Annotated in this window: 22 protein-coding genes and 2 pseudogenes; 13 read left to right on the top strand and 11 right to left on the bottom strand. The window is 69.9% G+C overall.

Annotation, left to right across the window (positions count from 1 at the left end; all coding sequences use genetic code 11):
- The first annotated feature begins 72 nt into the window (after positions 1–72).
- From MU852_RS13175 to MU852_RS13155, 5 genes and pseudogenes are all read left to right on the top strand, one after another.
- Positions 73–720, top strand: coding sequence for a glutathione S-transferase family protein (locus MU852_RS13175; RefSeq protein ID WP_249749937.1), 648 nt, complete (start codon positions 73–75; stop codon positions 718–720).
- A 40-nt stretch (positions 721–760) separates the two neighbouring features.
- On the top strand, positions 761–1,303 hold the full coding sequence (locus MU852_RS13170; protein WP_249749936.1) for an FKBP-type peptidyl-prolyl cis-trans isomerase: 543 nt from the start codon (positions 761–763) through the stop codon (positions 1,301–1,303).
- A gap of 55 nt (positions 1,304–1,358) precedes the next feature.
- Entirely contained in the window at positions 1,359–2,369 is a 1,011-nt protein-coding gene (locus MU852_RS13165; protein ID WP_249749935.1) for an alpha/beta fold hydrolase, read from the top strand.
- 57 nt (positions 2,370–2,426) lie between these two features.
- Positions 2,427–4,379 (top strand): annotated as a pseudogene (locus MU852_RS13160) (M61 family metallopeptidase).
- Positions 4,380–4,449: 70 nt separating this feature from the next.
- The gene (locus MU852_RS13155) at positions 4,450–6,423 is read left to right on the top strand and encodes a M61 family metallopeptidase (protein WP_249749934.1); all 1,974 of its coding nucleotides are present in this window, start codon (positions 4,450–4,452) and stop codon (positions 6,421–6,423) included.
- Between the two features lie 167 nt (positions 6,424–6,590).
- Here the strand turns inward: MU852_RS13155 and MU852_RS13150 are convergent, their stop codons facing one another.
- Both MU852_RS13150 and MU852_RS13145 read right to left on the bottom strand, forming a co-directional pair.
- A complete protein-coding gene (locus MU852_RS13150) occupies positions 6,591–6,974 on the bottom strand; it encodes a DoxX family protein (protein ID WP_249749933.1) in 384 nt (127 codons plus the stop codon).
- An 85-nt stretch (positions 6,975–7,059) separates the two neighbouring features.
- Entirely contained in the window at positions 7,060–7,758 is a 699-nt protein-coding gene (locus tag MU852_RS13145) for a pirin family protein (protein WP_249749932.1), read from the bottom strand.
- Positions 7,759–7,916: 158 nt separating this feature from the next.
- On the opposite strand from MU852_RS13145, the gene MU852_RS13140 reads away from it, so the two are divergent.
- Positions 7,917–8,798, top strand: a complete 882-nt coding sequence (locus MU852_RS13140) for a LysR family transcriptional regulator (RefSeq protein ID WP_249749931.1) — start codon at positions 7,917–7,919, stop codon at positions 8,796–8,798.
- Between the two features lie 3 nt (positions 8,799–8,801).
- On the opposite strand, the gene MU852_RS13135 is transcribed toward MU852_RS13140, so the two are convergent.
- The 5 genes from MU852_RS13135 to MU852_RS13115 all read right to left on the bottom strand — a co-directional run bounded on the left by MU852_RS13135 (position 8,802) and on the right by MU852_RS13115 (position 11,898).
- Complete coding sequence (locus MU852_RS13135; RefSeq protein WP_249749930.1) at positions 8,802–9,110, bottom strand: hemolysin; 309 nt, start codon at positions 9,108–9,110, stop codon at positions 8,802–8,804.
- A 29-nt stretch (positions 9,111–9,139) separates the two neighbouring features.
- Positions 9,140–9,508 carry a hypothetical protein gene (locus tag MU852_RS13130; protein ID WP_249749929.1) on the bottom strand — a complete coding sequence of 123 codons (369 nt, stop codon included), beginning with the start codon at positions 9,506–9,508 and terminating at the stop codon, positions 9,140–9,142.
- On the bottom strand, positions 9,466–9,921 hold the full coding sequence (locus MU852_RS13125) for a DNA polymerase III subunit chi (RefSeq protein WP_249749928.1): 456 nt from the start codon (positions 9,919–9,921) through the stop codon (positions 9,466–9,468). The genes MU852_RS13130 and MU852_RS13125 overlap by 43 nt, the downstream gene beginning before the upstream one ends.
- A complete protein-coding gene (locus MU852_RS13120) occupies positions 9,918–10,337 on the bottom strand; it encodes an endonuclease domain-containing protein (protein ID WP_249749927.1) in 420 nt (139 codons plus the stop codon). The genes MU852_RS13125 and MU852_RS13120 overlap by 4 nt, the downstream gene beginning before the upstream one ends.
- Before the next feature lie 85 nt (positions 10,338–10,422).
- Positions 10,423–11,898, bottom strand: coding sequence for a leucyl aminopeptidase (locus MU852_RS13115; RefSeq protein WP_249749926.1), 1,476 nt, complete (start codon positions 11,896–11,898; stop codon positions 10,423–10,425).
- Positions 11,899–12,037: 139 nt separating this feature from the next.
- On the opposite strand from MU852_RS13115, the gene MU852_RS13110 reads away from it, so the two are divergent.
- The 7 genes from MU852_RS13110 (at position 12,038) to MU852_RS13080 (ending at position 21,227) form a co-directional block, all read left to right on the top strand.
- Positions 12,038–13,174 carry an LptF/LptG family permease gene (locus MU852_RS13110; protein WP_249749925.1) on the top strand — a complete coding sequence of 379 codons (1,137 nt, stop codon included), beginning with the start codon at positions 12,038–12,040 and terminating at the stop codon, positions 13,172–13,174.
- Positions 13,171–14,310 (top strand): LPS export ABC transporter permease LptG, encoded by a 1,140-nt coding sequence (gene lptG / locus MU852_RS13105; protein WP_249749924.1) that lies wholly within the window; start codon positions 13,171–13,173, stop codon positions 14,308–14,310. The genes MU852_RS13110 and lptG overlap by 4 nt, the downstream gene beginning before the upstream one ends.
- A gap of 45 nt (positions 14,311–14,355) precedes the next feature.
- Positions 14,356–16,857, top strand: a complete 2,502-nt coding sequence (locus tag MU852_RS13100) for an LPS-assembly protein LptD (RefSeq protein WP_249749923.1) — start codon at positions 14,356–14,358, stop codon at positions 16,855–16,857.
- A 250-nt stretch (positions 16,858–17,107) separates the two neighbouring features.
- Positions 17,108–18,292, top strand: a complete 1,185-nt coding sequence (locus MU852_RS13095) for a peptidylprolyl isomerase (protein ID WP_249749922.1) — start codon at positions 17,108–17,110, stop codon at positions 18,290–18,292.
- On the top strand, positions 18,289–19,284 hold the full coding sequence (pdxA, locus tag MU852_RS13090) for a 4-hydroxythreonine-4-phosphate dehydrogenase PdxA (protein ID WP_249749921.1): 996 nt from the start codon (positions 18,289–18,291) through the stop codon (positions 19,282–19,284). The genes MU852_RS13095 and pdxA overlap by 4 nt, the downstream gene beginning before the upstream one ends.
- 9 nt (positions 19,285–19,293) lie before the next feature.
- Entirely contained in the window at positions 19,294–20,106 is an 813-nt protein-coding gene (gene rsmA, locus MU852_RS13085; protein ID WP_249749920.1) for a 16S rRNA (adenine(1518)-N(6)/adenine(1519)-N(6))-dimethyltransferase RsmA, read from the top strand.
- Positions 20,103–21,227 carry a pyridoxal phosphate-dependent aminotransferase gene (locus MU852_RS13080; protein WP_249749919.1) on the top strand — a complete coding sequence of 375 codons (1,125 nt, stop codon included), beginning with the start codon at positions 20,103–20,105 and terminating at the stop codon, positions 21,225–21,227. Before rsmA ends, MU852_RS13080 begins: the two co-directional genes overlap by 4 nt.
- Here the strand turns inward: MU852_RS13080 and MU852_RS13075 are convergent.
- From MU852_RS13075 to MU852_RS13060, 4 genes and pseudogenes are all read right to left on the bottom strand, one after another.
- A complete protein-coding gene (locus tag MU852_RS13075) occupies positions 21,224–22,438 on the bottom strand; it encodes a cation:proton antiporter (RefSeq protein ID WP_249749918.1) in 1,215 nt (404 codons plus the stop codon). The two genes, MU852_RS13080 and MU852_RS13075, sit on opposite strands and share 4 nt — an antisense overlap.
- A 67-nt stretch (positions 22,439–22,505) precedes the next feature.
- Positions 22,506–24,260, bottom strand: a complete 1,755-nt coding sequence (locus tag MU852_RS13070; RefSeq protein ID WP_249749917.1) for an ATP-binding protein — start codon at positions 24,258–24,260, stop codon at positions 22,506–22,508.
- A 198-nt stretch (positions 24,261–24,458) separates the two neighbouring features.
- Positions 24,459–25,100: a guanylate kinase gene (gmk, locus tag MU852_RS13065; protein WP_249749916.1), complete on the bottom strand. Its 642-nt coding sequence runs from the start codon at positions 25,098–25,100 to the stop codon at positions 24,459–24,461.
- Positions 25,090–25,955, bottom strand: a pseudogene (locus MU852_RS13060) (YicC/YloC family endoribonuclease). Before MU852_RS13060 ends, gmk begins: the two are co-directional and overlap by 11 nt.
- Between the last annotated feature and the right edge of the window lie 3 nt (positions 25,956–25,958).

Raw genomic sequence — 25,958 nt, 5'->3', positions numbered from 1 at the left:
AAATCCGCCGCGCTTGACAAGCGACCACGACCGCCTCACGGTTATCTTTTCTAACCACGACGAGCGCCGACGATGAAACTCTATGCCCATCCCTTCTCGTCCTACTGCCAGAAGGCGATCGTCGCCTTCTACGAAACGGACACGCCGTTCGAACTGCGCCACCTGGAAGCGCCCGGCGCGGCTGAAGAACTGGCGGCGCTGTGGCCGTTGAAGCGGTTTCCGGTGCTGACGGACGGCGACGCGACCATCGTCGAGGCCACGGCCATCATCGAATATCTGGCGGCGACACGGCCCGAGGCGGCGTGGCTGATTCCGGCCGATCCGGTCGCGGCGGTCGAGGCGCGGATGATGGACCGGATCTTCGACAACTACGTCAACGGCCCGCAGCAGGCCTTCGTCTATGACGCCCTGCGACCGGAGGATCAGCGCCACCCGGCCAGCGTGAAGGAGGCGGCGGCGATGTTCGACCGGATCTATCCGTGGCTGGACGAGCGGATGAAGGGCCGCGCATGGGCGACCGATCACGGCTTCACCCTGGCGGACTGCGGGGCCGGGCCGGCGCTGTTCTACGCCGACTGGACCTATCCGATCCCGGAGAAGTTCGAGGCGCTGAGGGCCTATCGCGCGCGGCTGCTGGCGCGGCCGGCGACGGCGCGAGCGGTGGACGAGGCGCGCAAGTATCGCAGCTACTTCCCGCTGGGCGCGCCCGACCGCGACTGAGCAGGTGAGGACGGGCGCGCGACCTGCTAAGGTTCAGTCCATGACCCTGCGATTCCTGGCCCTGAGCGCCTCCGCCCTGATCGTCGCCGCCTGCGGGCACACGCCCGTCAGTTATGAGGAGACGTCGCTGGCCGCCGCGCGCGCGGCCGACAATGTGTCGACGCCGGGGACGCAGGAAGGCTGGGACGCCGGCAACCGCGCCTATCTGGAATGGAACGGCGCGCGTCGCGGCTGGACCACCACGGAAAGCGGCCTGCAGTATCGCCGCGTCGGCAGGGCCCATCCGGACGCGCCCCAGCCGAGCGCGACCGATACGGTCAAGGTTCACTATCGCGGGACCTTCATCGACGGACGCGAGTTCGACAGCTCGTATTCGCGGAACGAGCCGGCGTCCTTCCCGCTGAACCGGGTCATCAAGGGCTGGACCGAGGGCGTGGCCCTGATGCACGTCGGCGAGACGTTCGAGTTCGTGATCCCGTCGGACCTGGCCTATGGCTCGCGCTGGGTGGGCGGCGGCGAACTGCCGCCGAACTCGACCCTGCGGTTCACCGTCGAACTTCTGGAGGTGAATCCGGCCGGCTGACAGGACAGTCGGTCGCGGCGCGGAACGGGCGCCGGGCGGCTATCGTTGGCCCGTCATGATCCGCGCCCTCCTCCCCGCCGCCTTCGCCGCCTTGATGTCCCTGCCCGCCGCCGCGCAGGACCGGCCGACCTATGGCCCGCGGCTGGAGGGCTACGACTATCCGCATCCGGTCAGGGTCCACGCCTTCGACAGCCAGCGCCAGCCGCTGGAGATGACCTATATGGACGTGGCGCCGACCGGCCCGGCCAATGGGCGCACGGCGGTGCTGCTGCACGGCAAAAACTTCTGCGCCGCCACCTGGGCGCCGACCATCGCGGTGCTGGCCGAAGCGGGCTTCCGCGTCGTCGCCGTCGATCAGATCGGCTTCTGCAAGGCGTCCAAGCCCACCGGATACCAGTTCAGCCTGCCGCAGCTGGCGGCGAACACCAAGGGGCTGCTGGACGCGCTGGGGGTCGAGAAGGCGGTGGTGATCGGCCATTCGATGGGCGGCATGCTGGGCGCCCGCTTCGCCATCCAACACCCGGAGGCGGTCGAGCGGCTGGTGCTGGTCAATCCGATCGGGCTGGAGGACTGGCAGGCCGAGGGCGTGCCCTATGCGACGCTGGACGCCGCCTTCGCGGGCGAGCGCCGGACCACCTTCGACAGCATCAAGGCCTATCAGCGGCGCTTCTACTACGATGGCGACTGGCGGCCCGAATACGATGCGCCGGTCGAGATGCTGGCGGGCTTGTACGCCGGGCCGGGCGGCGAGATCGTCGCGTGGAACCAGGCCCAGACCTCGGACATGATCTTCACCCAGCCGGTTGTCCACGAGTTCGACCGCATCAACGCGCCGACGACCCTGATCATCGGCGGGACCGACCGCACCGCGCCGGGCGCCAATCGCGCGCCGGAAGCGGTCCAGGCGCGGCTGGGCCTCTATCCCCAGCTGGGCCGACGGACCGCCGAGGCGATCCCGAATGCGCGGCTTGTCCTGTTCGACGACCTGGGCCACGCGCCGCAGACCGAGGATCCGGACCGCTTCCATCAGGCCCTGCTGGAGGCGCTGGCCGAACCTGAGGGTTGACGCCGGCGGGGGTGCGGCGGACTGTCGCGCCTTTCGCGTCAGCCTGAAGAGTATCCCATGTCCCGATCCCGCCTGAGCGCCGCCGGCCTGGCCCTCCTTCTGCTCACCTCGACCGCGCCGGCCGCGCTGGCGCAGGATGGACCGGGCGCCGCGCCGCCGGCCCTGCCCATCAGCCTGCCGCCGATCCCGGCGGTGCGGGACGTCGCCTATCCGGGCGTGATCCGGCTGGACGTCGATGCGACAAACCTGAGCCAGCACATCTTCGACGTGACCGAGACGATCCCGGTCGCGCAGACGGGGCCGATGACGCTGTTCTTCCCCGAATGGCTGCCGGGCAACCACGGGCCGGTGGGACCGATCGCCCAGCCGGCGGGACTGGAGATCACCGCGAACGGCCAGCGGGTGGAGTGGGTGCGCGACACCCTGCACCCCTTCGCCTTCCACATCGACGTGCCGGCCGGCGCGACCGAGATCGTGGCGCGGATGCAGCACCTGTCGCCCACGGCCGGCGCCCAGGGGCGGATCACCATGACGCCCGAGATGCTGAACATCCAGTGGGAGAAGATGCTGCTGTACCCGGCCGGCCACTGGTCGCGGAACATCACGCTGCAGCCCAGCGTCAAGCTGCCGACCGGCTGGGCCTTCGGCACGGCGCTGGAGCCGGAAACCAAAGACGGCGACGTCCAGACCTTCAAGCCGGTGAACCTGGAGGTGCTGATCGACAGCCCGATGTTCGCCGGGCTGCACTATCGCCAGATCGACCTGGATCCGGGCGGCCGCTCGCCGGTGCGGGCCAACTTCGTCGCCGACAGGGCCGCCAGCCTGGAGGCCACCGACGAGCAGATCCAGACGCTGCGGAACCTAGTGACGCAGATGGACCGACTGTACGGCGCGCGGCACTTCGACCACTACGACTTCCTGATCGCCATGACCGACAAGCTGGGCGGCATCGGCCTGGAGCACCACCGCAGTTCCGAGAATTCGGTCGATCCGGAGTTCTTCACCGGCTGGGACACGCATCTGGGCGACCGGGACCTGCTGTCGCACGAGATGAACCACTCGTGGGACGGCAAGTGGCGCCGCCCCGCCGACCAGTATGTGCCCAACTTCAACACGCCGCTGCAGAACAGCCTGCTGTGGGTCTATGAGGGCCAGACGCAGTATTACGGCCAGGTGATCGCGGCCCGATCCGGCCTGCTGACCAAGCAGCAGGCGATGGACAGCCTGGCGATGACGGCGGCCACCTACGACACCCGCGTCGGACGCGAATGGCGGGCGATGCAGGACACCACCAACGATCCGATCATCAGCCAGCGCCAACCCAAGGGCTGGCTGAGCTGGCAGCGGGACGAGGACTATTATTCGGAAGGCCAGCTGATCTGGCTGGATGTGGACACGACGATCCGCGAGCGGACCAATGGGCGCAAGTCGCTGGATGACTTCGCCCGGGCCTTCTACGGCATCGAGGACGGCAGCTATGACCCGAAGCCCTACACCTTCGAGGACGTGGTGGCGGCGCTGAACGGCGTGGGAGAACGACTGGGCGACGTTCCTGCGGACGCGGCTGGACGGGCACGGGCCCGGCGCGCCGCTGGACGGCCTGGCGCGCGGCGGCTGGCGGCTGACCTACGCCGAGACGCCCAGCGACTATCAGAAGACGCTCTACAAGGAGCTGAAGCGCAACGACTTCACCTATTCGCTGGGCTTCCAGACGGGGATTCGAACAACATCCGCAGCGTCCAGTGGGGCAGCCCGGCGTTCAAGGCGGGACTGGCGATCGGCATGGAGATCGTGGCGGTCAACGGCCGCGCCGCCGACGCGGACGGCATCGCCGAGGCGATCACGGCGGCCAAGGACCCGGCGACGCCGGTCGAGCTGATCGTGAAGGACGGCGACCAGTACCGCACGATCCGCTTCGACTACCACGACGGCCTGCGCTATCCGCGGCTGGAGCGGATCGAGGGGACGCCGGACCGGCTGGGCGACATTCTGACGCCCCGTCGGCGCTGACCGCGGGTTGACGAAGGGGAGGCGCGCGCGGTCGAGGTTGCGCCTCCCCTGTTTCAGTCCGGATGCCTCGATGTCGCGTACACGCCTGACCGCCGCCTGCCTCGCCGCCCTGATCTGCGGCGCCGCCTCGCCGGTTCTGGCGCAAGACTTCCGGTCCACGCCGGTCGTGACCGATCCCAGCCAGGCCGCCCTGGCCCTGCCCCGGCCGCAGCCGGCGATCCCCGCGCCGGCGGACCGGGCCTATCCCGGCGTGATCCAGTACCGCGCCGACGTCAGCGACCTGGACCGCCGCATCGTTCAGGTGGAGCAGACCATTCCGGTCGCCCAGGCCGGGCCGCTGACCCTGCTGTATCCGAAATACCTGCCGGGCAACCATGCCGCGACGGGACCGATCCAACTGCTGTCGGGGCTGACGGTCACGGCGAACGGCCAGCGGTTGGACTGGGTGCGCGACACCCTGGACCCGTACGCCTTCCATCTGGACATCCCGGCGGGGGTCGCCGCCATCGAGGTGCGGTTCCAGTGGCTGACCCAGCCGCCGGGACAGTGGCGGGTGACGCAGGCGCCGTCGATGCTGAACCTGCAGTGGGAGAAGGCGATCCTTTACCCGGCCGGCCATTTCGCCCGCCGCATCGCCGTGGCGCCGTCGGTGCGCCTGCCCGCCGGCTGGACCCAGGCCTCGGCTCTGGCCGCGACGCCGGGCGAGGACGGCTGGGTGCGGTTCGCCGAAACCGACCTCTACACCCTGATCGACAGCCCCGTGTTCGCCGGGGCGCATCACCGGCGGATCGACATCGACCCCAGCGGCGACCACGTCTGGCTGAACCTGTTCGGCGACGAGGCGAAGAACATCCAGCCCAGCGCGGAACAGCTGGGCTACTACGAGGCGATGGTGACCCAGGCCGACCGCCTGTTCGGCGCGCGCCATTTCGACACCTACGAGTTCCTGTTCGGCCTGACCGATCAGATGGGCGGGATCGGGCTGGAGCACCACCGCAGTTCCGAGAACACCTCGGCGCCCGACTTCTTCAGCGCCTGGAACAAGAGCGCCGGCGACCGCGCCCTGCTGCCGCACGAATACACCCACTCGTGGAACGGCAAGTTCATGCGGCCGGCTGACGAGCTGACGGCCAACCACAACGTCCCGACGCAGAACACCCTGTTGTGGGTCTATGAGGGCCAGACGGAATACTGGGGCGACGTGCTGGCGGCGCGCTCTGGCCTGCACTCGCCGGACGAGGCGGTGGCGCTGCTGGCGACCATCGCCGCCTTCTACGACAACCAGCCGGGCCGCGAATGGCGGCCGCTGCAGGACGTCAACAACCACAATCTGCTGGGCTATCGCGTGCCGGGGCAGTGGACGTCGTGGATGCGGGGCACGGGCGACTATTATCGCGAGAGCCTGCTGATCTGGCTGGACGCCGACACCCTGATCCGCGAGGCGACGAACAACCGCCGCTCGCTGGACGACTTCGCCAAGCGCTTTTTCGGGCATGACGACGGGTCGTGGGCGCCGCAGGGCTATACGTTCCAGGATGTGGTCGCGGCGTTGAACGCCGTGCATCCGCACGACTGGGCCGGCTTCCTGCGCGAGCGGCTGGACGCGGCCGGGCCGGAGGCGACGGCGCCGCTGGCCGGGATCGAGCGGGCCGGATACCGCCTGACCTACGTCGACGACCTGACGGCCACGGAGAAGGCGGTTCAGAGCGGCTGGGCCAACGACTTCCAGTATTCGCTGGGCTTCACCCTGTCGGGCGACAAGATCAACGCCGTGCGGTGGGGAAGCCCGGCCTTCGACCAGGGGATCGGCGCGGGCTGGACCCTGACGGCGGTGAACGGCCAGGCGGCCTCGGCCGAGGTCCTACGCGAGGCGGTGACGGCGGCGAAGGGGACGGACGCGCCGATCGAACTGCTGGTCAGGAACGGCGAGCGCTATCGCACCGTCGCCTTCGACTACCACGACGGGCTGCGCTATCCGCGGCTGGAGCGGATCGAGGGGACCCGCGACCGGCTGGCCGACATCTATGCGCCGAGGCGGCGGTAGGGAGGACTTTCGCCCCCACCGCCGTCATCCTCGGGCTCGACCCGAGGATCGGAGGATCCGCCGCTTGTGCGAAGACGGGGAGGTCCGTCGCCTCAACGCCCGATCCTCGGGTCGAGCCCGAGGATGACGGAAGCAGGGGTGCGCGCTCCTGCTTCCGATCAATGACCTCAGCGCTTGTCCAGGCTCCACGCGCCGGGGCCGGCGGTGAAGATGTACAGGAAGACGAAGCAGAACAGGATGGCCGCGTCGCCGCCGTTGGCCGCCGGATAGGGGCTGGAGGGGAAGTGGAACATCCAGTAGGCGACGGCCATCTGGCCCGAGGCGATGAAGGCGGCCGGGCGGGTGAACAGGCCCAGCATCAGCAGCGCGCCGGTGACCAGTTCGATGATCGCGCCGACGCCCATCAGCGAGGCGATCTCGACCTCGCCGGGCTGGGCGCCCTCGGGAAAGCCGAACAGCTTGACGACCCCGTGGGCCAGGAACAGCAGGCCCGCGACGATGCGCAGGGCCGCCAGGGCGCGCGGCGACCAGCCGCTGACCGATCTCGCCATATCGATATCTCCTTACCCGGATCGCGGACGCCCGCACGGGTCGTCCGGCCAAGCCAAGCTTGACCGGACAGGTTGATCCCAAAACTCAGGCTGCGTCCACCAGCACGATCTCGGCGTCCGACAGCGCCTTGACGGTGACGACGTCTTCCTGGGCGATGGCGGCGCCGTCGCGGGCGTTCAGGCGCACGCCGTTGACCTCGACCTCGCCCTTGGCCGGGACCAGATAGGCGCGGCGGGTCGAGCCCAGCGGATAGTCGGCGCTGTCGCCGGCGTTCAGCGTGGCGGCCACGATCCGCGCGTCGGTGCGGATCGGCAGGGCGTCGTCATCGCCTTCGAAGCCCGAGGCCAGGACCACGAACCGGCCCGACCGCTCGCCCTTGGGGAAGGGCTTGGAGCCCCAGCTGGGCGCCTCGCCGCGCCTGGTCGGCTCGATCCAGATCTGGAAGATGCGGGTCAGGTCGGGTTCGGCGTTGTACTCGGCGTGGCGGATGCCGGTCCCCGCGCTCATCACCTGGACGTCGCCGGCCACGGTGCGGCCCTTGTTGCCCAGGCTGTCCTCGTGGGTGATGGCGCCGTCGCGGACATAGGTGATGATCTCCATGTCGGCGTGGGGATGCGGCGGGAAGCCCGTGCCGGCGGCGATCTCGTCATCGTTCCAGACGCGCAGATTGCCCCAGCTCATCCGCTTGGGATCGTAGTAGTTGGCGAAGGAGAAGTGGTGTTTGGCGTTCAGCCAGCCGTGGTCGGCGCCGCCCAGGCCTTCGAAGGGTCTGCGTTCGATCATGGTTCAAGTCCTCCGCGCCGGACCGTTCCGGCGCTGTTGCTTGACGCCAAGATAGCGATCGGCTTCGGTTCAGAAATAGAAACGCTCGAAACTCATCGTTTCCGGAGAAGTCATGTCGCGCCTGCCCGATCTCGAGGCCCCTGGCCGTCTTCGCCAAGGTGGCGGAGGCCCAGTCCTTCTCGGGCGCGGCCGAGGCGCTGGGCCTGTCGAAAGCCACGGCGTCCAAGGCGGTGACGCGGCTGGAACAGCAGTTGAAGACGACCCTGCTGCACCGCACCTCGCGCCGTTTCGCCCTGACCGACGCGGGGCGCACCCTGGCGGCGCGGGCGGCCCATATGCTGGCCGAGGCCGAAGGGGCGGTCAGCGAGGCGCTGGACATGTCTGTGACGCCGCGCGGCCTGGTGCGGCTGGCCGCGCCGATGTCCTTCGGCATGGGCTATGTCGCGCCCGCCCTGCCCGACTTCCTGGCGCGCCACCCGGATGTCTCGGTCGATCTGCACCTGTCGGACGAGGTGATCGACCTGGTCGGCGGCGGATTCGATTGCGCGCTGAGGATCGCGGCCCTGGCGGACTCCTCGCTGACGGCGCGTCGCCTGCGGCCGGTGGAGCGGTTCCTGGTGGCCTCGCCCGACTATCTGGCCCAGCGCGGGCGGCCGACGCGCCCGGACGACCTGAGCCGCCACGCCTGCCTGGGCTACGCCTATATGCCGACGCCGGACGTCTGGCGGTTCGTCAACGACGACGGAGAGGAGGCGGCGGTGCGTCCCGCCGGGCCGCTGCGAGCCAACAATTCCGACGCCCTGATCGCCTCGCTGTGCGCGGGCCTGGGCCTGACGCCGCTGCCGGACTTCATCTGCTGGAGCCACGTCGCCGAGGGTCGGCTCGAACCGGTGATGACCGATTGGCGCCTGCCGCCCATCGCCCTGCATCTGGTGGCGCCCAGCAGCGGGCCGCGACCAGCGCGGGTCACGGCCCTGATGGACTTCCTGGCCCGGCGGTTCAGCGGGCCGTTGTGGCCCGGCGACACGGTCGGCCGCTGAGGGTCAGCCGCACTTCACCTCGCGCACGACGCCGGTGGATTCCTCATAGACGAAGTTCACCCGGTTCTCGCGATAGTCCATCGTGGCCGCGCAGGTGGTGCACAGGACGCGGAAGGTCTGGCCCGCGGGCGCCGCCGGAATGGTCGAGCGGTTTCGGCCGACGTAGCTTTGGTAATCCTCAACCTTGCACGGCTTGAAGGCGGTCTGGTCGCCCGGGCCGGGCATGGGATCGGCCCCCTCGACCGGGGCGCAGGCCGACAGGCCCAGCATGCCCGCGCTGAAGAGGGACGTCAGGATCAAGGCGGTCTTCATGGCTGTTCTTCCTTCGTTGTCGCGCCGCGTCAGCCGCAACGCACCTGTTCGATGATCCCGGTCTCCCGGTCGTAGAAGATGTTGAGCCGATAGGCCGAGAATTCCTCGGTGATGGCGCATTCCGTGCAGGTCACGCGGCGGTTGACCACATCCACCGGAACGGGGATCTCGCCGCGCGGTTTCCCGACCAGATACTGCATCTCTCCGGCCTTGCAGAGGTCGGCGGTCGGGGCGGTGGGCATCCGGCTGCCGACAGGCGGGGTCAGTTGCGCCTTTTCCACCGTGCGGGGCGCGGTTTCGTCGGCGGCGGGCGTGGAGGAGCAGGCGGCCAGCAGGGCCGCGCCGGCCAGGACGATCAGGCCGCCTTTTCCCAGCGCCCCTCGTCGGTCTGACGCCAATAGGCCAGCGGCGCGCCCTGGTCCTTCAGCGTCTTCCAGCGGCCGCGCGCGTGCTGCAGCGCCGGTTCGTCCCGACCGTCGAAAATGATGAAGCATCGTTCGAACCCTTCCGTGGCGCCCAGTTCTGCATCGTCGAGAATGAACAGCGCCTGAGCGCCGTTCAGGTTCTCGCCCGTGTCGCTCAGAAGCACGGGCTGGCGCGCGTCATGGGGTCCGCCGGCCTGGCCGTGCGCCAGGAAACCGTCGTCGCGATAGGTCCAGAGCGCCTCGTCGACCGCCTCCAGCCGGGCCGGGCCGGCCTTGACCAGCGCCCGCCAGCCCCGCTCGAGCGTCTTCTCGAGCAGGGTCGGCAGCACCTGATCCAGCGTCGACCGCTCCAGGTGATAGAACCAGACTTCGGGTTTGGTCGTCACGCCCTTCCCCCTTGCGGGGGAAGGTGGCTCGCGCCAGCGAGACGGATGGGGGGTGACGCCCGGTGTTTCCGCAGGGCCGCGGCGCGCACCGCGTCCAGCACGACGTTCGGATTTCGGCCCGCCGCCTCGTTCGGAAACCTGAGAACTTCAAAGCCCTGCTCTCCCAGCCACGCGTCGCGCGCGGCGTCGCGCTCTTCTCGCAGGCGATGAACGCCGCCGTCCAGTTCGATCACCAGCTTCAGCGCGTGGCAACAGAAGTCGGCGACATAGGGCCCAAGCGGAACCTGTCGTCGGAACCGCAGACCTTCGAGCTGGCGCTCCCGCAACAGACGCCACATGGCGCGCTCGCTCAGCGTCTGCGCCTTGCGGAGGTCGCGGGCCAGAGCATGAGCGCGGTCGTGATGGTGGATGGCCACGGGACGAGGGTATTCCGGCCGAGACCGGGATACACCCCCATCCGACCCGCTGCGCGGGCCACCTTCCCCCGCAAGGGGGAAGGAATCAGCCTTCGTACTTGTCGGCCACCATGCGGTCCAGGGTGCGGACGGCGAAGCCGACGCCGCCTTCGGGCACCGTGGGGCTGGGGCTCTTGTTGGCCCAGGCGGTGGGGGCGATGTCCAGGTGGGCCCACGGCACGCCGTTGGTGAACTTCTGCAGGAACAGGGCGGCGGTGATGGAGCCGCCGGCGCGGCCGTTGCCCATGTTTTTCAGGTCCGCGATCTTGGATTCGATGTGCTGGTTGTAGCGATCGGGGATCGGCATCCGCCAGAAGTTCTCGCCCACCTTTTCGGAGGCGGCCAGGATGTTCTCCGAAACCTCGTCCGAGTTGGAGAAAATGCCCGCATAGTCCAGGCCCAGCGCCACGATCATGGCGCCGGTCAGGGTGGCCAGATCGATCATGAACTTCGGCTTGAAGCGGTCCTGGGTGTACCAGAGGGCGTCGGCCAGCACGAGGCGGCCTTCCGCGTCGGTGTTGATGACCTCGACCGTCTGGCCCGACATGGACACGACCACGTCGCCGGGGCGCTGGGCGTTGCCGTCGGGCATGTTCTCGACCAGGCCCAGCACGCCGACGGCGTTCACCTTGGCCTTGCGGCCGGCCAGGGCCATCATGGTGCCGGCCACGGCGGCGGCGCCGCCCATGTCCCACTTCATGTCCTCCATGCCCTCGGCGGGCTTGATGGAGATGCCGCCGGTGTCGAAGCAGACGCCCTTGCCGACGAAGGCGATGGGCTGCTCGCCGGCCGCGCCGCCGTTCCACTGGATCACGGCCAGCTGGCTTTCGCGGCGGCTGCCCTGGCCGACGGCGAGCAGGGTGTTCATGCCCAGCTTTTCCATCTCGGCCTCGCCCAGGATCTCGACGGTCAGGCCCAGGCGCTCCAGATCCTTCACCCGGCGGGCGAACTCGGCCGGATACAGGACGTTGGCGGGCTCGGACACCAGGTCGCGGGCGAACATCACCCCGTCGGCCACCGGCGACAGGGCCTCATAGGCGGCGTCGGCGGCGCGGATGTCGGACGTGACGACGCGCACGGTCTTGATCGAAGGCTTCTTGTCCGCCGTCTCGGTGGTCCGGTACTTGTCGAAGCGGTAGGCGGCCAGGCTGGCGGCGAAGGCGGCGCGGGCGGCCTGTTCGGGCGTCAGGTCGGACGCGTCCAGGGTCAGGACCTCGGCGCCGGACATCTTGGCCGCGGCGTAGGCGTTGGCGCCGAAGGCCTCGACCGCCAGGTCGTCCAGCTTTTCAGCGGCGCCGGCGCCCACCAGCAGGATGCTGTCGGCCTCCACGCCCGCGGGCGCGGCGACGGACAGGGTCTGCCCGGACTTGCCGGTCATGCGGCTCTTGGACAGGGCCTTGGCCAGCGCGCCGCCGGCCGACTGGTCCAGCCCAGGCGCCGCCCCCGCCAGCGCGCGGTCCTCGTGGACCGGAACGGCGAGGATTTCGGCGGAACCGGCGGCGGCGACGAATTCGATCTTCATGCGGCAACTCCAGCCAGGCCCCACCTGGCGTCAGCTTGAAAAAACACAATGGCGCGTCCGCTTGTCGCCGACGCGCCCCGATGTGCTACTAGATGCGCCTCAATATCGCCGCCTGCAACCGGGCGAAGTCCAGCCGCCCATGACTCTGATTCAGCGTTACCTTTTCCGACAGATCTCCCTGCCCGTCGTGGCGGCGTGCGCGGCCCTGGCCGGCATAGGCGTGCTGAGCCAGAGCCTGGACCAACTGGAAGTCATCGTCGAACGCGGCCAGAGCGTGTGGGTGATGATCAAGCTGACGCTGCTGGCCCTGCCGCAGCTGCTGGCGGTGATCCTGCCCATCGGCCTGTTCATCGGCGCCCTGATCGCCCTGACCCGGCTGCAGCGCGAGCAGGAGATGACGGCGGCCTTCGCGGGCGGGATGACGCGCTGGCAGGTCATCGCGCCGACGGCCCGTCTGGCCCTGCTGGTCGCCGTCCTGGCGCTGTTCATCAATCTGTTCATGCTGCCGTGGGCCCAGCACGAGGTGCGCCGCCAAGCCTTCGCCATCCGCACCGACCTGGCCGCCCTGCTGGTCGAGGAGGGCCAGTTCGTCCAAGGCCCCAACGGCCTGACCGTCTATGTGCAGCAGATCGAGCAGAGCGGCCTGCTGGTGAACCTGTTCGTCTATCTGGTCGACGGCGACGAGGTGACGACCTGGAACGCCGGCGAGGCCCGGTTCGGCCGCGACGCGACCGGCCAGCCGATCCTGACCATGATCGACGGCTCGGCCCAGCGCTATTCGTCAAACGGCGTGCTGGAGACCCTGTCGTTCCAGCGCTACGACTTCTCGCTGGCGCCGTTCGCCGACGTGGCCGAAACCATTCGCTACAAGCCGTCGGACCTCTATCTGCGCCAGTTGCTGAATCCCTCGCCGCGGGTGCTGGAGAGCGCCGGATCGCGCGGCGAACTGCTGGCCGAGGCGCATTCGCGGCTGTCGTCGCCCCTGTATGTCCTGGTCGCCATGGCGATGGCCCTTGCGGCCATCCTGGGCGGCGCCTTCAGCCGCAGCGGCTACAGCTGGCGCATCGCCAAGGCGGCGGGCTTCTTCCTGCTGGCCCGGGTGATCGGCTATGGCCTGGTGGCGGCCAGCGCCTGGAACGGATGGATGAACGTGCTGCAGTACGTCGCGCCGCTGGTCGCCCTGGCCATCGCCATGAGGGTGCTGTTCCGCGCGCTGAAGCCGCGCCGCAGCCGGCTTCGGCCCGTCGCCCGTCGCCTGAAGGCGAGGTTCGCATGACGCTGGCCCTGCCTTCCCTGCCCGCGGCGCGCCGTCTGCCCCGCATCGGGCGCATCGAACGCTATGTGCTGATCCAGCAGCTTCGCTCGCTGGCCACGGCCCTGGCCGTGATTTCGGCCCTGGTGATGCTGATCGACTTCGTCGAGGTGTCGCGCGGCGTCGGCTCCAACCAGGACCTGTCGGCCCTGCGCATCCTGGGACTGGTGGCGATCAAGTCGCCGGCGGTGATCGTGCAGCTGTTTCCCTTCGTCTTCCTGTTCGGGACGCTGGGGGCCTACATCGGCCTGAACCGGCGCAGCGAACTGATCGCCATGCGCGCGGCGGGGGTTTCGGCCTGGCGGTTCGTGCTGCCCTCGGCCGGCATGGCCTTTCTGCTGGGCGTGCTGACCGTCACGGTCCTGGGGCCGATGGCCTCGGCGGGGGACGCCATGTGGCAACGCGAACGCGCCCGCATCTCGGGCACGGCGCCCGGCGCGGGACCGCCCGAGGCCATCTGGCTGCGCGAAGGCGACGACCAGCGCCAGATGATCATCCGCGCCGGCCGGCAGGACCGGGCCAACGCCCGCCTGCTGGACGTGACCTTCTTCATCTACACGACCCAGCCCGGCGGCGGGCGCACCTTCTCGGAACGGATCGACGCCCAGTCGGCCGCCCTGAGCGCGGGCCGCTGGCGGCTGCAGGATGCGACCGGCGCCACGGTGGGCCAGCGGGCGGTGACCTATTCCACGCTGGACCTGCCCTCCAGCCTGGCCGACGAGGAGGCGTTCGAGCGGTTCGCCCGACCGCAGTCGACGCCCTTCTGGTCCCTGCCCAACCAGATCCAGCGCATCGAGAACGCGGGGTTCAGTTCGACGGCCTACCGGCTGCGCTTCCAGCAGCTGCTGGCCACGCCGCTGGTGTTCGCGGCCATGTCCATCCTGGCGGCCGCCTTCTCGCTGCGGCTGATGCGGCTGGGCGACATGGCGCGGATGAGCGTGGCGGCGGTGGTGCTGGGGTTCGCCTTCTTCTTCCTGAACCAGTTTTCGGCGGCGATGGGGTCGGCCGAGGTGGCGCCGGCCTTCGTGGCCGCCTGGCTGCCGCCGATCCTGACGGCGCTCGCCGCCTTCACCTTGCTGTTCTATACCGAAGACGGCTAAGCGGACCGCCCGCTCCTCCAACAGGCTCCCAACCACGGATGGCATATGCAGGGTGATCGCCGCGAGCGCCGCTCGAATGTCCTGAGACACAGGCTGCTGGCCGGCGCGGCCCTGATCGCCTGCGCGCCTCTGGCCTCGCCCGCGCTGGCTCAGACGGCGGCGGGGGCCCCGCAATCCGCGCCGGCGGCGGACGGCCTGGCGCCGGACGCCGTCTATGTCGAGGCCGAGAGCGCCCGCCGCGACGGCGATGTGGTGACTGCCCAGGGCGGGCCCGACGACCGCGTCTATCTGCGCACGCGCGGCCATACGCTGCGCGGGGAAAGCGTTTCCTACGACCTGGCGGCCGGGACGGCCGCGGCGCAAGGCCAGGTGGAGGCGACCGCGCCGGACGGCACCGTGGTCCACGCCAGCCGGCTGGAGCTGGACCAGAACCTGAACGCCGGCGTCGCGGTCGACTTCGCCACCCGCACGCCGGACGGCGCCAGCCTGATGGCCGCCACGGCCGTGCGTCGCAGCGAGACCGCCAACGAAATGAACTACGCCATCTTCACCCCCTGCCCGATCTGCGACGCCAACGGCCCCAAGACGCCCAGCGTGTCGATCCAGGCCGAAAAGGTGGTCCAGGACGAGGAGCTGCGGGCGATCCTTTACCGCAACGCCGTGTTCCGCATCGGCGGCGTGCCGGTGTTCTACACGCCCTTCTTCGCCCATCCCGATCCGACGGTGGAGCGGGCTTCGGGCCTGCTGGTGCCGATCGTCAACTATGACGAGGGACGCGGCGTCTCGGTAGAACTGCCCTATCTGATCGTGGTGTCGCCGTCCGAGGACTGGCTGATCAGCCCGCAGATCAACACCGAGGTCGCGCCGCTGCTGAACCTGCAATGGCGGCGGCGGTTCGTGAACGGCCAGGTCGTGGTGCGCGGCGGCTACACCTACGAGCGCAATTTCGGCGACTTCGACCTGAACGGCGACGGCGACTTCGAGAGCAACGTCCGCTTCGGCGACAGGGACCACCGCAGCTATCTGCTGTCGCACGGCGAGTTCGACCCGGAAGGGCCGTGGCGGTTCGGCTTCACCGCCGAGCGCACCTCGGACAAGACCCTGTTCGACCGCTACGACGTCCGCGATCCCTATCAGGACAACGGCCTCTATTACGGCGATCGCCGCCGCCTGATCAGCCAGGTGTACGCCGAGCGCCAGAGCGAGCGGTCCTACCTGTCCGTCGCGGCCTTCTCGATCCAGAGCCTGCGGCTGGACCCGCGCTTCGCCGACACCGACTTCCGCGACGCCGACGGCTTCAAGGTGTTCGAGGACGACGACACCCTGCCGCTTGTGGCGCCCCTGATCGACGCCCGCTGGGAGCCGGAAGGCCCGGTTCTGGGCGGGCGGCTGCGGCTGAAGGGATCGGCGGTGTCGCTCTACCGCGACGCCTACGTCGGCTCGCCCGTGCTTCGCCCCGAACTGCTGCCGACGACGACGGTCGGGGCAGGCGGCGTCGACACCCGCCGCGTCACGGGACAGTTCGAATGGCGTCGCGCCCTGATCTCGCCCCTGGGCGTGCGCTGGGAGCCCTTCGTCGACGGCCGGGCCGATGTCTATTCGGTCGGCGACTTGCCCCCGGTGCTGGGCGTCGATCCGGACGACGCCACCGTCAGCCGCACGCGCCTGAGCGCCGGCGTCGACGTCAGCTATCCGCTGATCCGGCGCACGGCCGAGGCGGACATCATCCTGGAGCCGGTGGCGCAGCTGTCGGTGTCGACGGACCCGGACCTGGATCCGCGCATCCCCAACGAGGACGCCCAGATCGTCGAGCTGGACGAATCCTCGCTGTTCCGCATCGACCGCTTCTCGGGCTACGACCTGCTGGAGGGCGGCGCCCGGTTCACCGCGGGCGGCCGGGCCACCATCCGCTGGGCCGAGGGCCGCAGCGCCAGCCTGTTCGTGGGCCGCAGCCACCGCTTCGACCAGGAAGACGCCTTCCGCACGCCGATCCCCGACGATCCGACGCGGCTTTACGATCCCACGGGCCTGGCTTCGGAGACGTCGGACTGGGTGGTCCAGGGCACGTTCTCGCCGTCCGACCGCATCCGCAGCTGGGGCCACGCCACCATCGACGGCTCGGGCGACATCCGCCGGGCCGAGGCGGCCGTGGACGGACGCTGGGGGCGACGCAACCTGGCCAGCATCAGCTACATCGTCGACCGTTCCGATCCGCTGTACATCGAGGACCGGCCCGACCCCGCCAATCCGGGCGGGCCGCCGCTGGGGTCGCTGAACCGCAACTACGAATTCATCCAGCTGGCCGGCCAGCAGTTCGTCTATCGCAACTGGGGCTTCACCGTCGCGGGCATCGCGGACCTGGAGCGCGACGTGATCACCCGCTCGGAAGTGGGCCTGCTGTTCGACGACGACTGCTTCCGCTTCGAACTGGGCTTCCGCCGCGACAACACGCGCGTGCGGCCCAGCGGCCCCTCCGAAGGGGTCTATGTGCGCCTAAACCTCGCCACTTTCGGAGGTTCAGGTTATGGACAGAGCGAAATGCGTTGAGCATGAGGCTTGACGGGGCGCGGTCATGGCGACGGCCGGGCGGCCGGGTGGACCGCTTTGAGGAATCAGGACGACCGATGGGTTTGATGCGTTATTCGACGGGGCTGCGCTCGCGGCGGTCCTCCTCGCCGGTTCGGCTCATGGTCAGACAGCCCCGTCGCCGGCGCCGGCGCAGCCGCCCGCAGCCGGCGCGCTCAATCCCGCCGCCGAGGAAGCGCCCGCCCGCCAGGCCGCGGAGCCGCAATTCGAGATGGCCGACGGCATCGTCGCCACCGTCAACGACCGCATCATCACCGGCTATGACCTGCGCCAGCGGATGCTGATGCTGATCGCCTCGTCCCAGGTGCAGCCGACGCAGGAGAACCTGCCGGCGATCCAGCAGGCGGCGCTGAACGCCCTGATCGAGGATCAGCTGAAGGCCGGGGAGCTGGCGCAGTTCGCCGACCAGCTGCAGGTCACCGACGCCGACGTCGACGAAGAGATCGCGGCCATGGCCCAGTCCTCGGGAACGACGCCCCAGGCCTATCTCGACTATCTGCGCCAGGGCGGCATCCAGCCCGACGCCTTCCGCCAGAACATGCGCACCGACATCGGTTGGAGCCGTCTGGTGGGCGGCCGCTTCGGCAGCCGCGCCCGTCCGACGCCGGCTCAGGTCGATCAGGAGATGCGTCGTCTGAACCAGGCGGCCTCGCAGCCCCAGTATCTGATCGGCGAGATCTACATCGAGGCGGCGCGCGTCGGCGGCCAGCAGGCGGCCATGAACGGCGCCCAGCAGCTGGTCCAGCAGATCATCCAGGGCGCCCCGTTCCAGGCCGTGGCGCGGCAGTTCTCGGCCGCCCCGTCCGCCGCCGCGCGCGTGCCGGGCGACGCCGGCTGGCTGGTCAAGGGTTCGGTCCAGCCGGCGCTGCAGACGGTGTTCGACCAGCTTCAGCCGGGCCAGCTGTCGAATCCGATCGCGGTCGATGGCGGCGTGTACATCATCTACATGCGCGACAAGCGCGACGGCGCCGCGGCCAGCCTGGTGTCGATGAAGCAGGTGATGGTCCAGTTGCCCGAGACGGCGACCGAGGCGCAGGTCGCCGAGGCGACCCGCACCCTGGAGGGCCTGCGCCAGGGCCTGACGTGCGACAACATCCTGTCGCAGGCGCGCGCGACCCAGGGCGTGCTGGGCGCGGACCTGGGCGAATCGGACGTCGGCGACCTGGCGCCCCAGTTCCAGCAGTTCGCCCGCACCGGCGAGATCGGCACGGTTTCGACGCCGATCCGCACGCCCCTGGGCCTGCACCTGGTCGCCCTGTGCGGCCGCCGGGTCGGCGGGCCTGAAGCGCCGTCGCGCCAGCAGGTCGAAGGCCGCCTGCGTTCGCAGAACCTGCAGGTCCTGGAGCGGCGCTATTTGCGCGACCTGCGCAACGACGCCCTGATCGAGTTCAAGTGACCCGGCCTCTGGTCCTGACGCTGGGCGAGCCCGCCGGCGTCGGGCCGGAGATCATCGCGGCCGCCTGGCGCGCGCGTTCGACCGACGCCCTGCCCTTCGCCGTCATCGGCGACGCGGACCTGCTGCGCCGTCAGGGAGCGCCGATCGCCGAGGTCTTCGCGCCGGTCGATGCGGCCGAGGCCTTCCCGCGCGCCCTGCCCGTGATCCATCGGCCGCTGCCCGCGCCGGTCGTGGTCGGCCGGCCCGATCCGGCCAACGCTGCCGCGGTGGCCGACGGCGTCGAGGAGGCGGTCGGCCTGTGCCTGGCGGGCCAGGCGTCGGGGGTGGTCACCGCCCCCATCGCCAAGGCGCCGATGTACGCCTCGGGCTTCCGCTTTCCCGGCCATACGGAGTTCATCGCCGAACTGACCGCGGACGCGCCCTATCCGGGGACGCGCGGCCCGGTGATGATGCTGACGGCCAAGGATCTGCGCGCCTGCCTGGTGACGATCCATGTGGCCCTGGACCAGGTGGCCGAACTGCTGACGGCCGAGCGGGTGGCCCGCACCGCCCGCGTGGTCCACGAAAGCCTGAGGCGCGACTTCGCCATCGCCCGCCCGCGCCTGGCCATGGCCGCCCTGAACCCCCATGCGGGCGAGGGCGGCGCCCTGGGCCTGCAGGAGATCGAGACCCTGATTCCCGTGGCCGAACAGCTGCGCGGCGAAGGGATCGACATCACCGATCCCAGACCGGCCGACACCCTTTTCCATGAGGACGCGCGCGCGACCTATGACGCGGCGATCTGCATGTATCACGACCAGGCGCTGATCCCGGTCAAGACGCTGGACTTCTGGGGCGGGGTGAACGTCTCGCTGGGCCTGCCGATCATCCGCACCTCGCCCGACCACGGCACCGGCTTCGACATCGCCGGACAAGGGATCGCGCGGCCCGACAGCCTGATCGCCGCGATCCGACTGGCCTCGGAGATGGCGGCGGCGCGCGCCGCGCGCTAACAGGGCGCGGTGACCGACCTGCCCTCCCTCCGCGAAACGCTCGACGCCCACGGCCTGTCGGCCAAGAAGAGCTTCGGCCAGCATTTCCTGCTGGACCTGAACGTGACGCGAAAGATCGTGCGCCTGGCCGGACCGTTCGACGGCCGTGCGGTGATCGAGGTGGGTCCCGGCCCCGGCGGCCTGACCCGCGCCCTGCTGGAATCCGACGCGGGACCGGTGGTGCTGGTCGAGAAGGACCCCCGCTTCATCCCCCTGCTGTCCGAACTGGACGACGGCTCGGGCCGCCTGTCGATCGTCGAGGCCGACGCGCTGAAGGTGCGAGAGGCCGAACTGGTCCAGGGCCCGGCGCACCTGGTGTCGAACCTGCCCTACAACGTCGGCACGGCGTTGCTGATCAAATGGCTGACCGGGCCGTGGACGCCCTGCGCCCTGACCCTGATGTTCCAGAAGGAGGTCGCCGAGCGGGTCGTGGCGGCGCCCGGCGACGACGCCTATGGCCGGCTGGCGGTGATCTCCCAGGCGGTGTGCGCGGCGCGGATCGTCATGCATCTGCCCGCCGCCGCCTTCACCCCGCCGCCCAAGGTGGCCTCGGCCGTCGTGCATTTGGTCCCGCTGGAGCAACGCCCGTCGCCGGAGCGGCTGAAAAGGCTGGAGCGGGTCACCGCCGCCGCCTTCGGCCAGCGCCGCAAGATGCTGCGCTCGAGCCTGAAACAACTGGGCGGGGCGGCCCTGTGCGAGGCGGCCGGGATCGAGCCCGACGCCCGCGCCGAGACCATCGACATCGCGGGCTTCCTGCGGCTGGCGGACGCGCTTTCGCAATGACCGTCGAGCCGTTCCGCGCCATCGCCATCAGCCGCCTGGCCCATCGGCTGAAGACCGAGGGCCGGTCGATCATCCACATGGAGTTCGGCCAGCCTTCGACGGGCGCGCCCGCCGCCGCCATCGCCCGCGCCCACCAGGTGCTGGACGCCGACGCCATGGGCTATTGGGAAAGCCCGGCCCTGCGCGAACGGATCGCCCGGCTCTACGACCAGCGGCACGGCGTGGCGGTGGACCCGGACCGCGTCGTGCTGACCAACGGCGCATCCCCCGCCCTAGTGCTGGCGCTGACGGTCCGGTTCCGACCGGGAGACCGCGTGGCCCTGGCCCGGCCCGGCTATGTCGCCTATCGCAACACCCTGCGCGCCCTGCATCTGGAGCCGGTGGAGATCGCGTGCGGGGCCGAAAGCCGCTTCCAGCTGACCGCGGCCCATCTGGCGGCGCTGGACCCGGCCCCGGCGGGCGTCATCATCGCCAGCCCCGCCAATCCGACCGGGACGATCATCCCTGACGCCGAACTGGCCGCCATCGCCGAGGTCTGCCGCCGGCGTGGGATCGCCATCGTCTCGGACGAAATCTATCACGGCCTCAGCTACGTCGGGCCGACGGCCTCGATGCTGCAGTTCGCGCCGGACGCCTTCGTCATCAACAGCTTCTCCAAATACTGGAGCATGGCGGGATGGCGCTTGGGCTGGCTGGTCACGCCGGCCCCGCACACCGAGACGGCGCGCGCCCACATCGGCAATCTGTTCCTGACCCCGCCCAGCCTGAGCCAGCACGCCGGCCTGGTGGCGATGGACGCGCACGACGAACTGGAAGGCCACGTCCGCACCTATGCGCGCAACCGCGACCTGATGCTGGACGCCCTGCCGTCGCTGGGCCTGAGGAAGATCGCGCCGCCGGACGGCGCCTTCTACATCTGGGCCGACATCGGCCATCTGACCGACGACAGCCTGGCCTTCTGCGAGCGGATGCTGCGCGACACCGGCGTGGCTGCGGCGCCCGGCGTCGACTTCGATCCGGTCGAGGGCCGCCGCTTCATCCGCTTCAGCTTCGCCGTCTCGACGGACGAGGTGCAGGAGGCGCTGGACCGGCTGCGCCCCTGGTTCGCCGCCCTGGGCTAGCCGTCCTTCCTCACCCGTCCCGCCAGCCGGGCCAGGCGCGGCGTGGTCAGGGGGATGGTCAGCATGGTCGAGCCGACCGCCATCAGCAGCAGGGCGGTGAAGGTCTCGTTGGTGATGATCTGGCGGTCCAGCAGGATGTTGGCGAAGATGATCATGATCAGGGCCTTGGTCTGCAGCAGCCACCCCACGACGGAGGCCTCGCCCTTGGGCCATTTCAGGAGGCGGCCGGCCAGGTGGACCCCCGCCAGCTTGCCCGTCACCGAGGCGACCAGCAGGGCCGCCGCCGCGCCGAACACCATCAGCCCCCCGACGCCCCACTGGGTCCGCAGGCCGGTGCTGAGGAAGAAGACCGGCATGATCGCCAACAGGACATGGGTGCGGAACAGGTCCATCCGGGCCTGGTCGAACCACCGGGCGTCCAGAACCGCTCCGGCCAGGAAGGCGCCCACCATGAAATGCAGGCCCGACCAGTCGCCAGCCAGTCCGCAGGCGGCCAGCCAGATCAGGGCGACGTACCACCGATCGCCTTCCGGAATGCGCTTCATGATCCAGCGGACGGCCCAGGCCGCCACGGCGAACCCGATCAGGAAGGCCGCCTGCCGGCCGACCCGCTCCCAGTCGAGCAGGATCAGCGCCAGCACGCCCCAGATGGCGATGTCGTCCAGGCTGGCGTAGCGCAGGATGCGTTGGCCCAGCGGCTGGCGCAGGATGTCCAGCTTCTCCATGAACAGGACCAGGATCGGCAGGGCGGTGACGGCGCAGGCCATGCCCACGCCCAGCACCAGTTGCCAGGTCTGGCCCTGCGGTCCGATCCAGCCGGGGAAACGGATCATGCCCAGCGCCACCACGGCCCCGAACAGCAGCGGCGTGGCCAGGGCCAGGCCGGCCGTCACCCCGGTCTCGGCCTTGCGCTGCCAGGCCTGACTGAGGTCCAGTTCCAGCCCCGCCACGAAGACGAAGATCATCACCGCCCACCAGGCCACGCCGTTCAGGGCGGTGATCACGTCGGGGGTGAAGACGGTCGCGTAATAGGCCGGAAAGGCCGCGCCCAGGACGCCCGGCCCCAGCAGGACGCCGCCGATGATCTGCACCACCACCAGGGGCGCGTAATAGTCGGTCCTCAGCCCGCGCCAGATCAGATAGGGCGCGCTGAAGATGATCAGCAGCATGGCCGCCAGATAGAGCTCGGTCGTGGTCACGCCGTGATGCATCGCTTCCCCCGTTTTCGGCGAGCCTAGAGCGTGACGCGTCGAGAGGAAATCGCCGATCTGCGCCCGGTCAGGCCGCCCGTTCGACCGCCTCGGCGCCGGCCGCGGCGCGTTGCAGGGCGTCGTACAGACGCCGGGGCTCCAGGGGCTTGGCCAGCCAGTCCGTCATTCCGGCGGCGTAGCAGGCCGCGACCTGTTCGGCCTCCGTGCCCGCGCTGAAGCCGATCACGGGCGTGGCGGCGTTGGGTCCGCCCGAGGCGCGCAGGCGGCGCGTGGTCTCGTTGCCGTCGATGCCGGGCATGTTGACGTCCATCAGCACCACGTCGAAGGCGCGCTGGTCCAGCAGCGACAGGGCGATATGGCCGTCGGAGGCGGTCGTCAGGTCCACGTCCAGCGGCTGCAGCACCAGGGCGATGGTGCGGCGGTTGATCTCGTGATCGTCGACGGCCAGGACGCGGATGCGGCGCATCGGTGCGGGCGGCGCGGCGTCGGAGGCGTCCTCCGGCGCGACGGGCGTTCCGGGGGGCAGATCGACGCACAGGGTGAAGGTCGCGCCCTGCCCCTCGACGCTGGTGGCGGTCAGATCACCGCCCATCAGACGGGCCAGTTCGCGGCTGACCGTCAGGCCCAGACCCGTGCCGCCATAGGTGCGGGCCACCTCGGCGGACCCTTGCGCAAACGGCGAGAACAGCCGCGTCATCGCCTCGGCCGAGATGCCAGCGCCCTGGTCGGCGACGGTCAGGGTCAGGCAGCGCCGCCCCTCGCTGACCGGGGCCTGGGCGCGCAGGCGGATCACGCCCGAGGGCGTGAACTTGATGGCGTTGGAGATCAGGTTGTTGACCACCTGGCGCAGCCGGTAGGGGTCGCCGCGCAGCCAAACCGGATCGCTGTCGACGCCCGACGCCTCCAGCCTCAGGCCCTTCTCGGCGGCCGGGGCGGCCCAGAAGCGCACCGCGTCGCGGATGAAGTCGCCCAGCTCGAAGGCGCGCGCCTCCAGCAGCATGGCGCCCGCCTCCATCTTGGAGTGATCGAGCAGGTCGTTCAGCATCCCCGTCATCAGCCGGCCGGCGTCGATGATGAGGTCGGCCGTTTCCTCGCGCTGGTCAGGCAGCGTGCCGTCGCGAAGGACGTGGGCGCCGGCCAGGATGGCGCTGACGGGGGTGCGCAGTTCGTGGCTGACGATGGCGGCCATGGCGGCGCGATCGGCCATCGCCGCCTGCGCTTGCTCCACGCGCCGTTCCGATTCCGCCAGGGCCTGGATCTCGGCGCGACGCGCGGCGTGCACCCGCCAATAGACGTTCAGGATGGCGCCGGCGAACAGCGCCGACGCCAGCGACATCACCACCACGCCCTGCAGGTCGCCCTGGACGATCTTGACCACCGGCATCAGGGCCAGGACCACCAGATAGGGCGTGGCGCCGACGAAGAAGACGGTGCGCGAGCCGATGCCCGAGGCCACATTGGTCAGCAATCCGCCGGCCAGGGTCAGGGCGGCCAGGGTCACCAGGGCGGGATAGTTGGTGGACCAGATCGCCAGGCCGACGCCGCCATAGGCCGTCGCCATCAGGGCGGTCGAGGCCAGGGCCAGCCCCATCAGCCGCGGATCGTCCGAAGGAACGGCTCGCCGAAACGGCGTCATGGCCAGATATTCGAACAGCTGCACCAGGGCGGCCAGGCCCAGCCACGGTCCGATCCACCCGCCCAGGCCGGCCGCGTGAAGGGCCCAGGCGACCACGCAGGCCAGCAGTATCCGCACCGGAACCTGTTTCAGCCTCTCCCGCGCGCTGGCCGCCAGGATCGGACCGAGAGACTTCAGAAAACGCATTAACCCACCCCGTTCGCCCTACCCTTAGGTCAGTTTCGCGAACGGCTTATGAATCGCCGGCCAAGGAACGGCGATCTAGGGGGTCTCCCTTAGTCGGCTGTTTACCCGCTGGAAGCGGCGAGACGCGAAACCGGACCCGTGAGTAGCGTAGCGTAGAGTAGAGTACCGAGGCGGCGCCGCACCCCCGCGGCGTCGCCTTCAGACCACCTCGCGCAGCAGGGCGTCCTGATACTGGCGGACCCACAGGTTGCGGAAACGCCTCGACCGCTCGGCGTGATAGATGTGCGCCAGCTCGGCGTAGGACCGGTCGAAGTCCTCGTTCACCAGCACATAGTCGAACTCGCCGCAGTGCTCGATCTCGCCCTTGGCGTTGGCCACGCGGCGTTCGATCACGTCCTCTGCGTCCTGTGAGCGGGTGACCAGGCGGCGACGCAGCTCGGCCAGGCTGGGCGGAAGGATGAAGACGCGCACGGCGTCCTCCGGGCATTTCTCGGCCACGTCGCGCGCGCCCTGCCAGTCGATATCGAACAGCACGTCGCGCCCCTCGGCCAGGGCGCGGTCGACCGGCGCGCGCGGGCTGCCGTAGCGGTTGCCGTGCACGTCGGCCCATTCCAGGAAGGCGTCGGCGTCGATCAGCCGCTGGAATTCCTCGTGGCTGACGAAGTTGTAGTCGCGGCCGTGCACCTCTCCGGGCCGGATGTCGCGCGTGGTCATGGACACCGACAGCTCCAGCGCCCTGTGGTCGGCCATCAGCCGGCGGCACAGGCTGGTCTTGCCCGCGCCCGAGGGGCTGGCGACGATCAGCAGGACGCCGCGGCGGGGGGTGTGTTCATTCGACATTCTGGACCTGTTCACGCAACTGCTCGATCACCGCCTTCAGCTCCAGGCCGATTCCGGTCAGGGCGGTGGTAGCGGATTTCGAGCACAGGGTGTTCGCCTCGCGCATGAATTCCTGCATCAGGAAGTCCAGCTTGCGCCCCGCCGGCGGCTGGCCCAGCAGTTGGCGGGCCGAGGCGACATGGGCGGTCAGTCGATCCAGCTCCTCGCGCACGTCGGCCTTGGCCGCCAGGGCGGCGGCTTCCAGGAAGATGCGGTCCTCAAGGCCCGGCGCGTCGGGCGCCAGTTCGGCGATGCGACGGGTGAAGCGCTCGCGGATGGCCTCGACCTGGCCCTGGGCCTCGGCCTCGGCCTGACCGACCAGGGTCTCGATCCGGGCGACGAAATCCTGCAGCAGCGGCGCCAGCTGCGCCCCCTCGCGCTGACGAGAGGCCTTCAGGGCGTCCAGCGCCGCCTCCAAGGTTTTCGCCATTTCGGCCTGGACGGCGGCGCGCGTCTCGGCGTCGTCCTCTTCCTCCGGGGCCTCGATGACGCCCCGCAGCGCCAGCATGCCGTCGGCCGACGGCGGCGTGGCCCCGTCCTCCGCCAGCTGATTGGCGAGCGAGAGATAGCGCGCCAGCAGGGGCTCGTTGACGACCACGGCGACATCGGCGGCCTGGGCGCGGCGCGCCTGCAGGCCCAGCGTCACCTGGCCGCGCGCGAACCGGGCCTGGGCGGACGTCTTGGCCAGCCGCTCCAGTTCGTCGAAGCCGTTGGGGCCGCGATAGCGGACCTCCAGATTGCGGCCGTTGACCGAGCGGCCTCGACCGACCAGGTCCAGCCGTCCGCTGCGCCATCGGCGCGGCCGAAGCCGGTCATGCC

The organism is Brevundimonas albigilva, from assembly GCF_023503965.1.
Taxonomy (GTDB): Bacteria; Pseudomonadota; Alphaproteobacteria; order Caulobacterales; family Caulobacteraceae; genus Brevundimonas; species Brevundimonas albigilva.
Note: the sequence above shows the minus strand (reverse complement) of the source record. Positions and strands in the feature narration are given on the sequence as shown.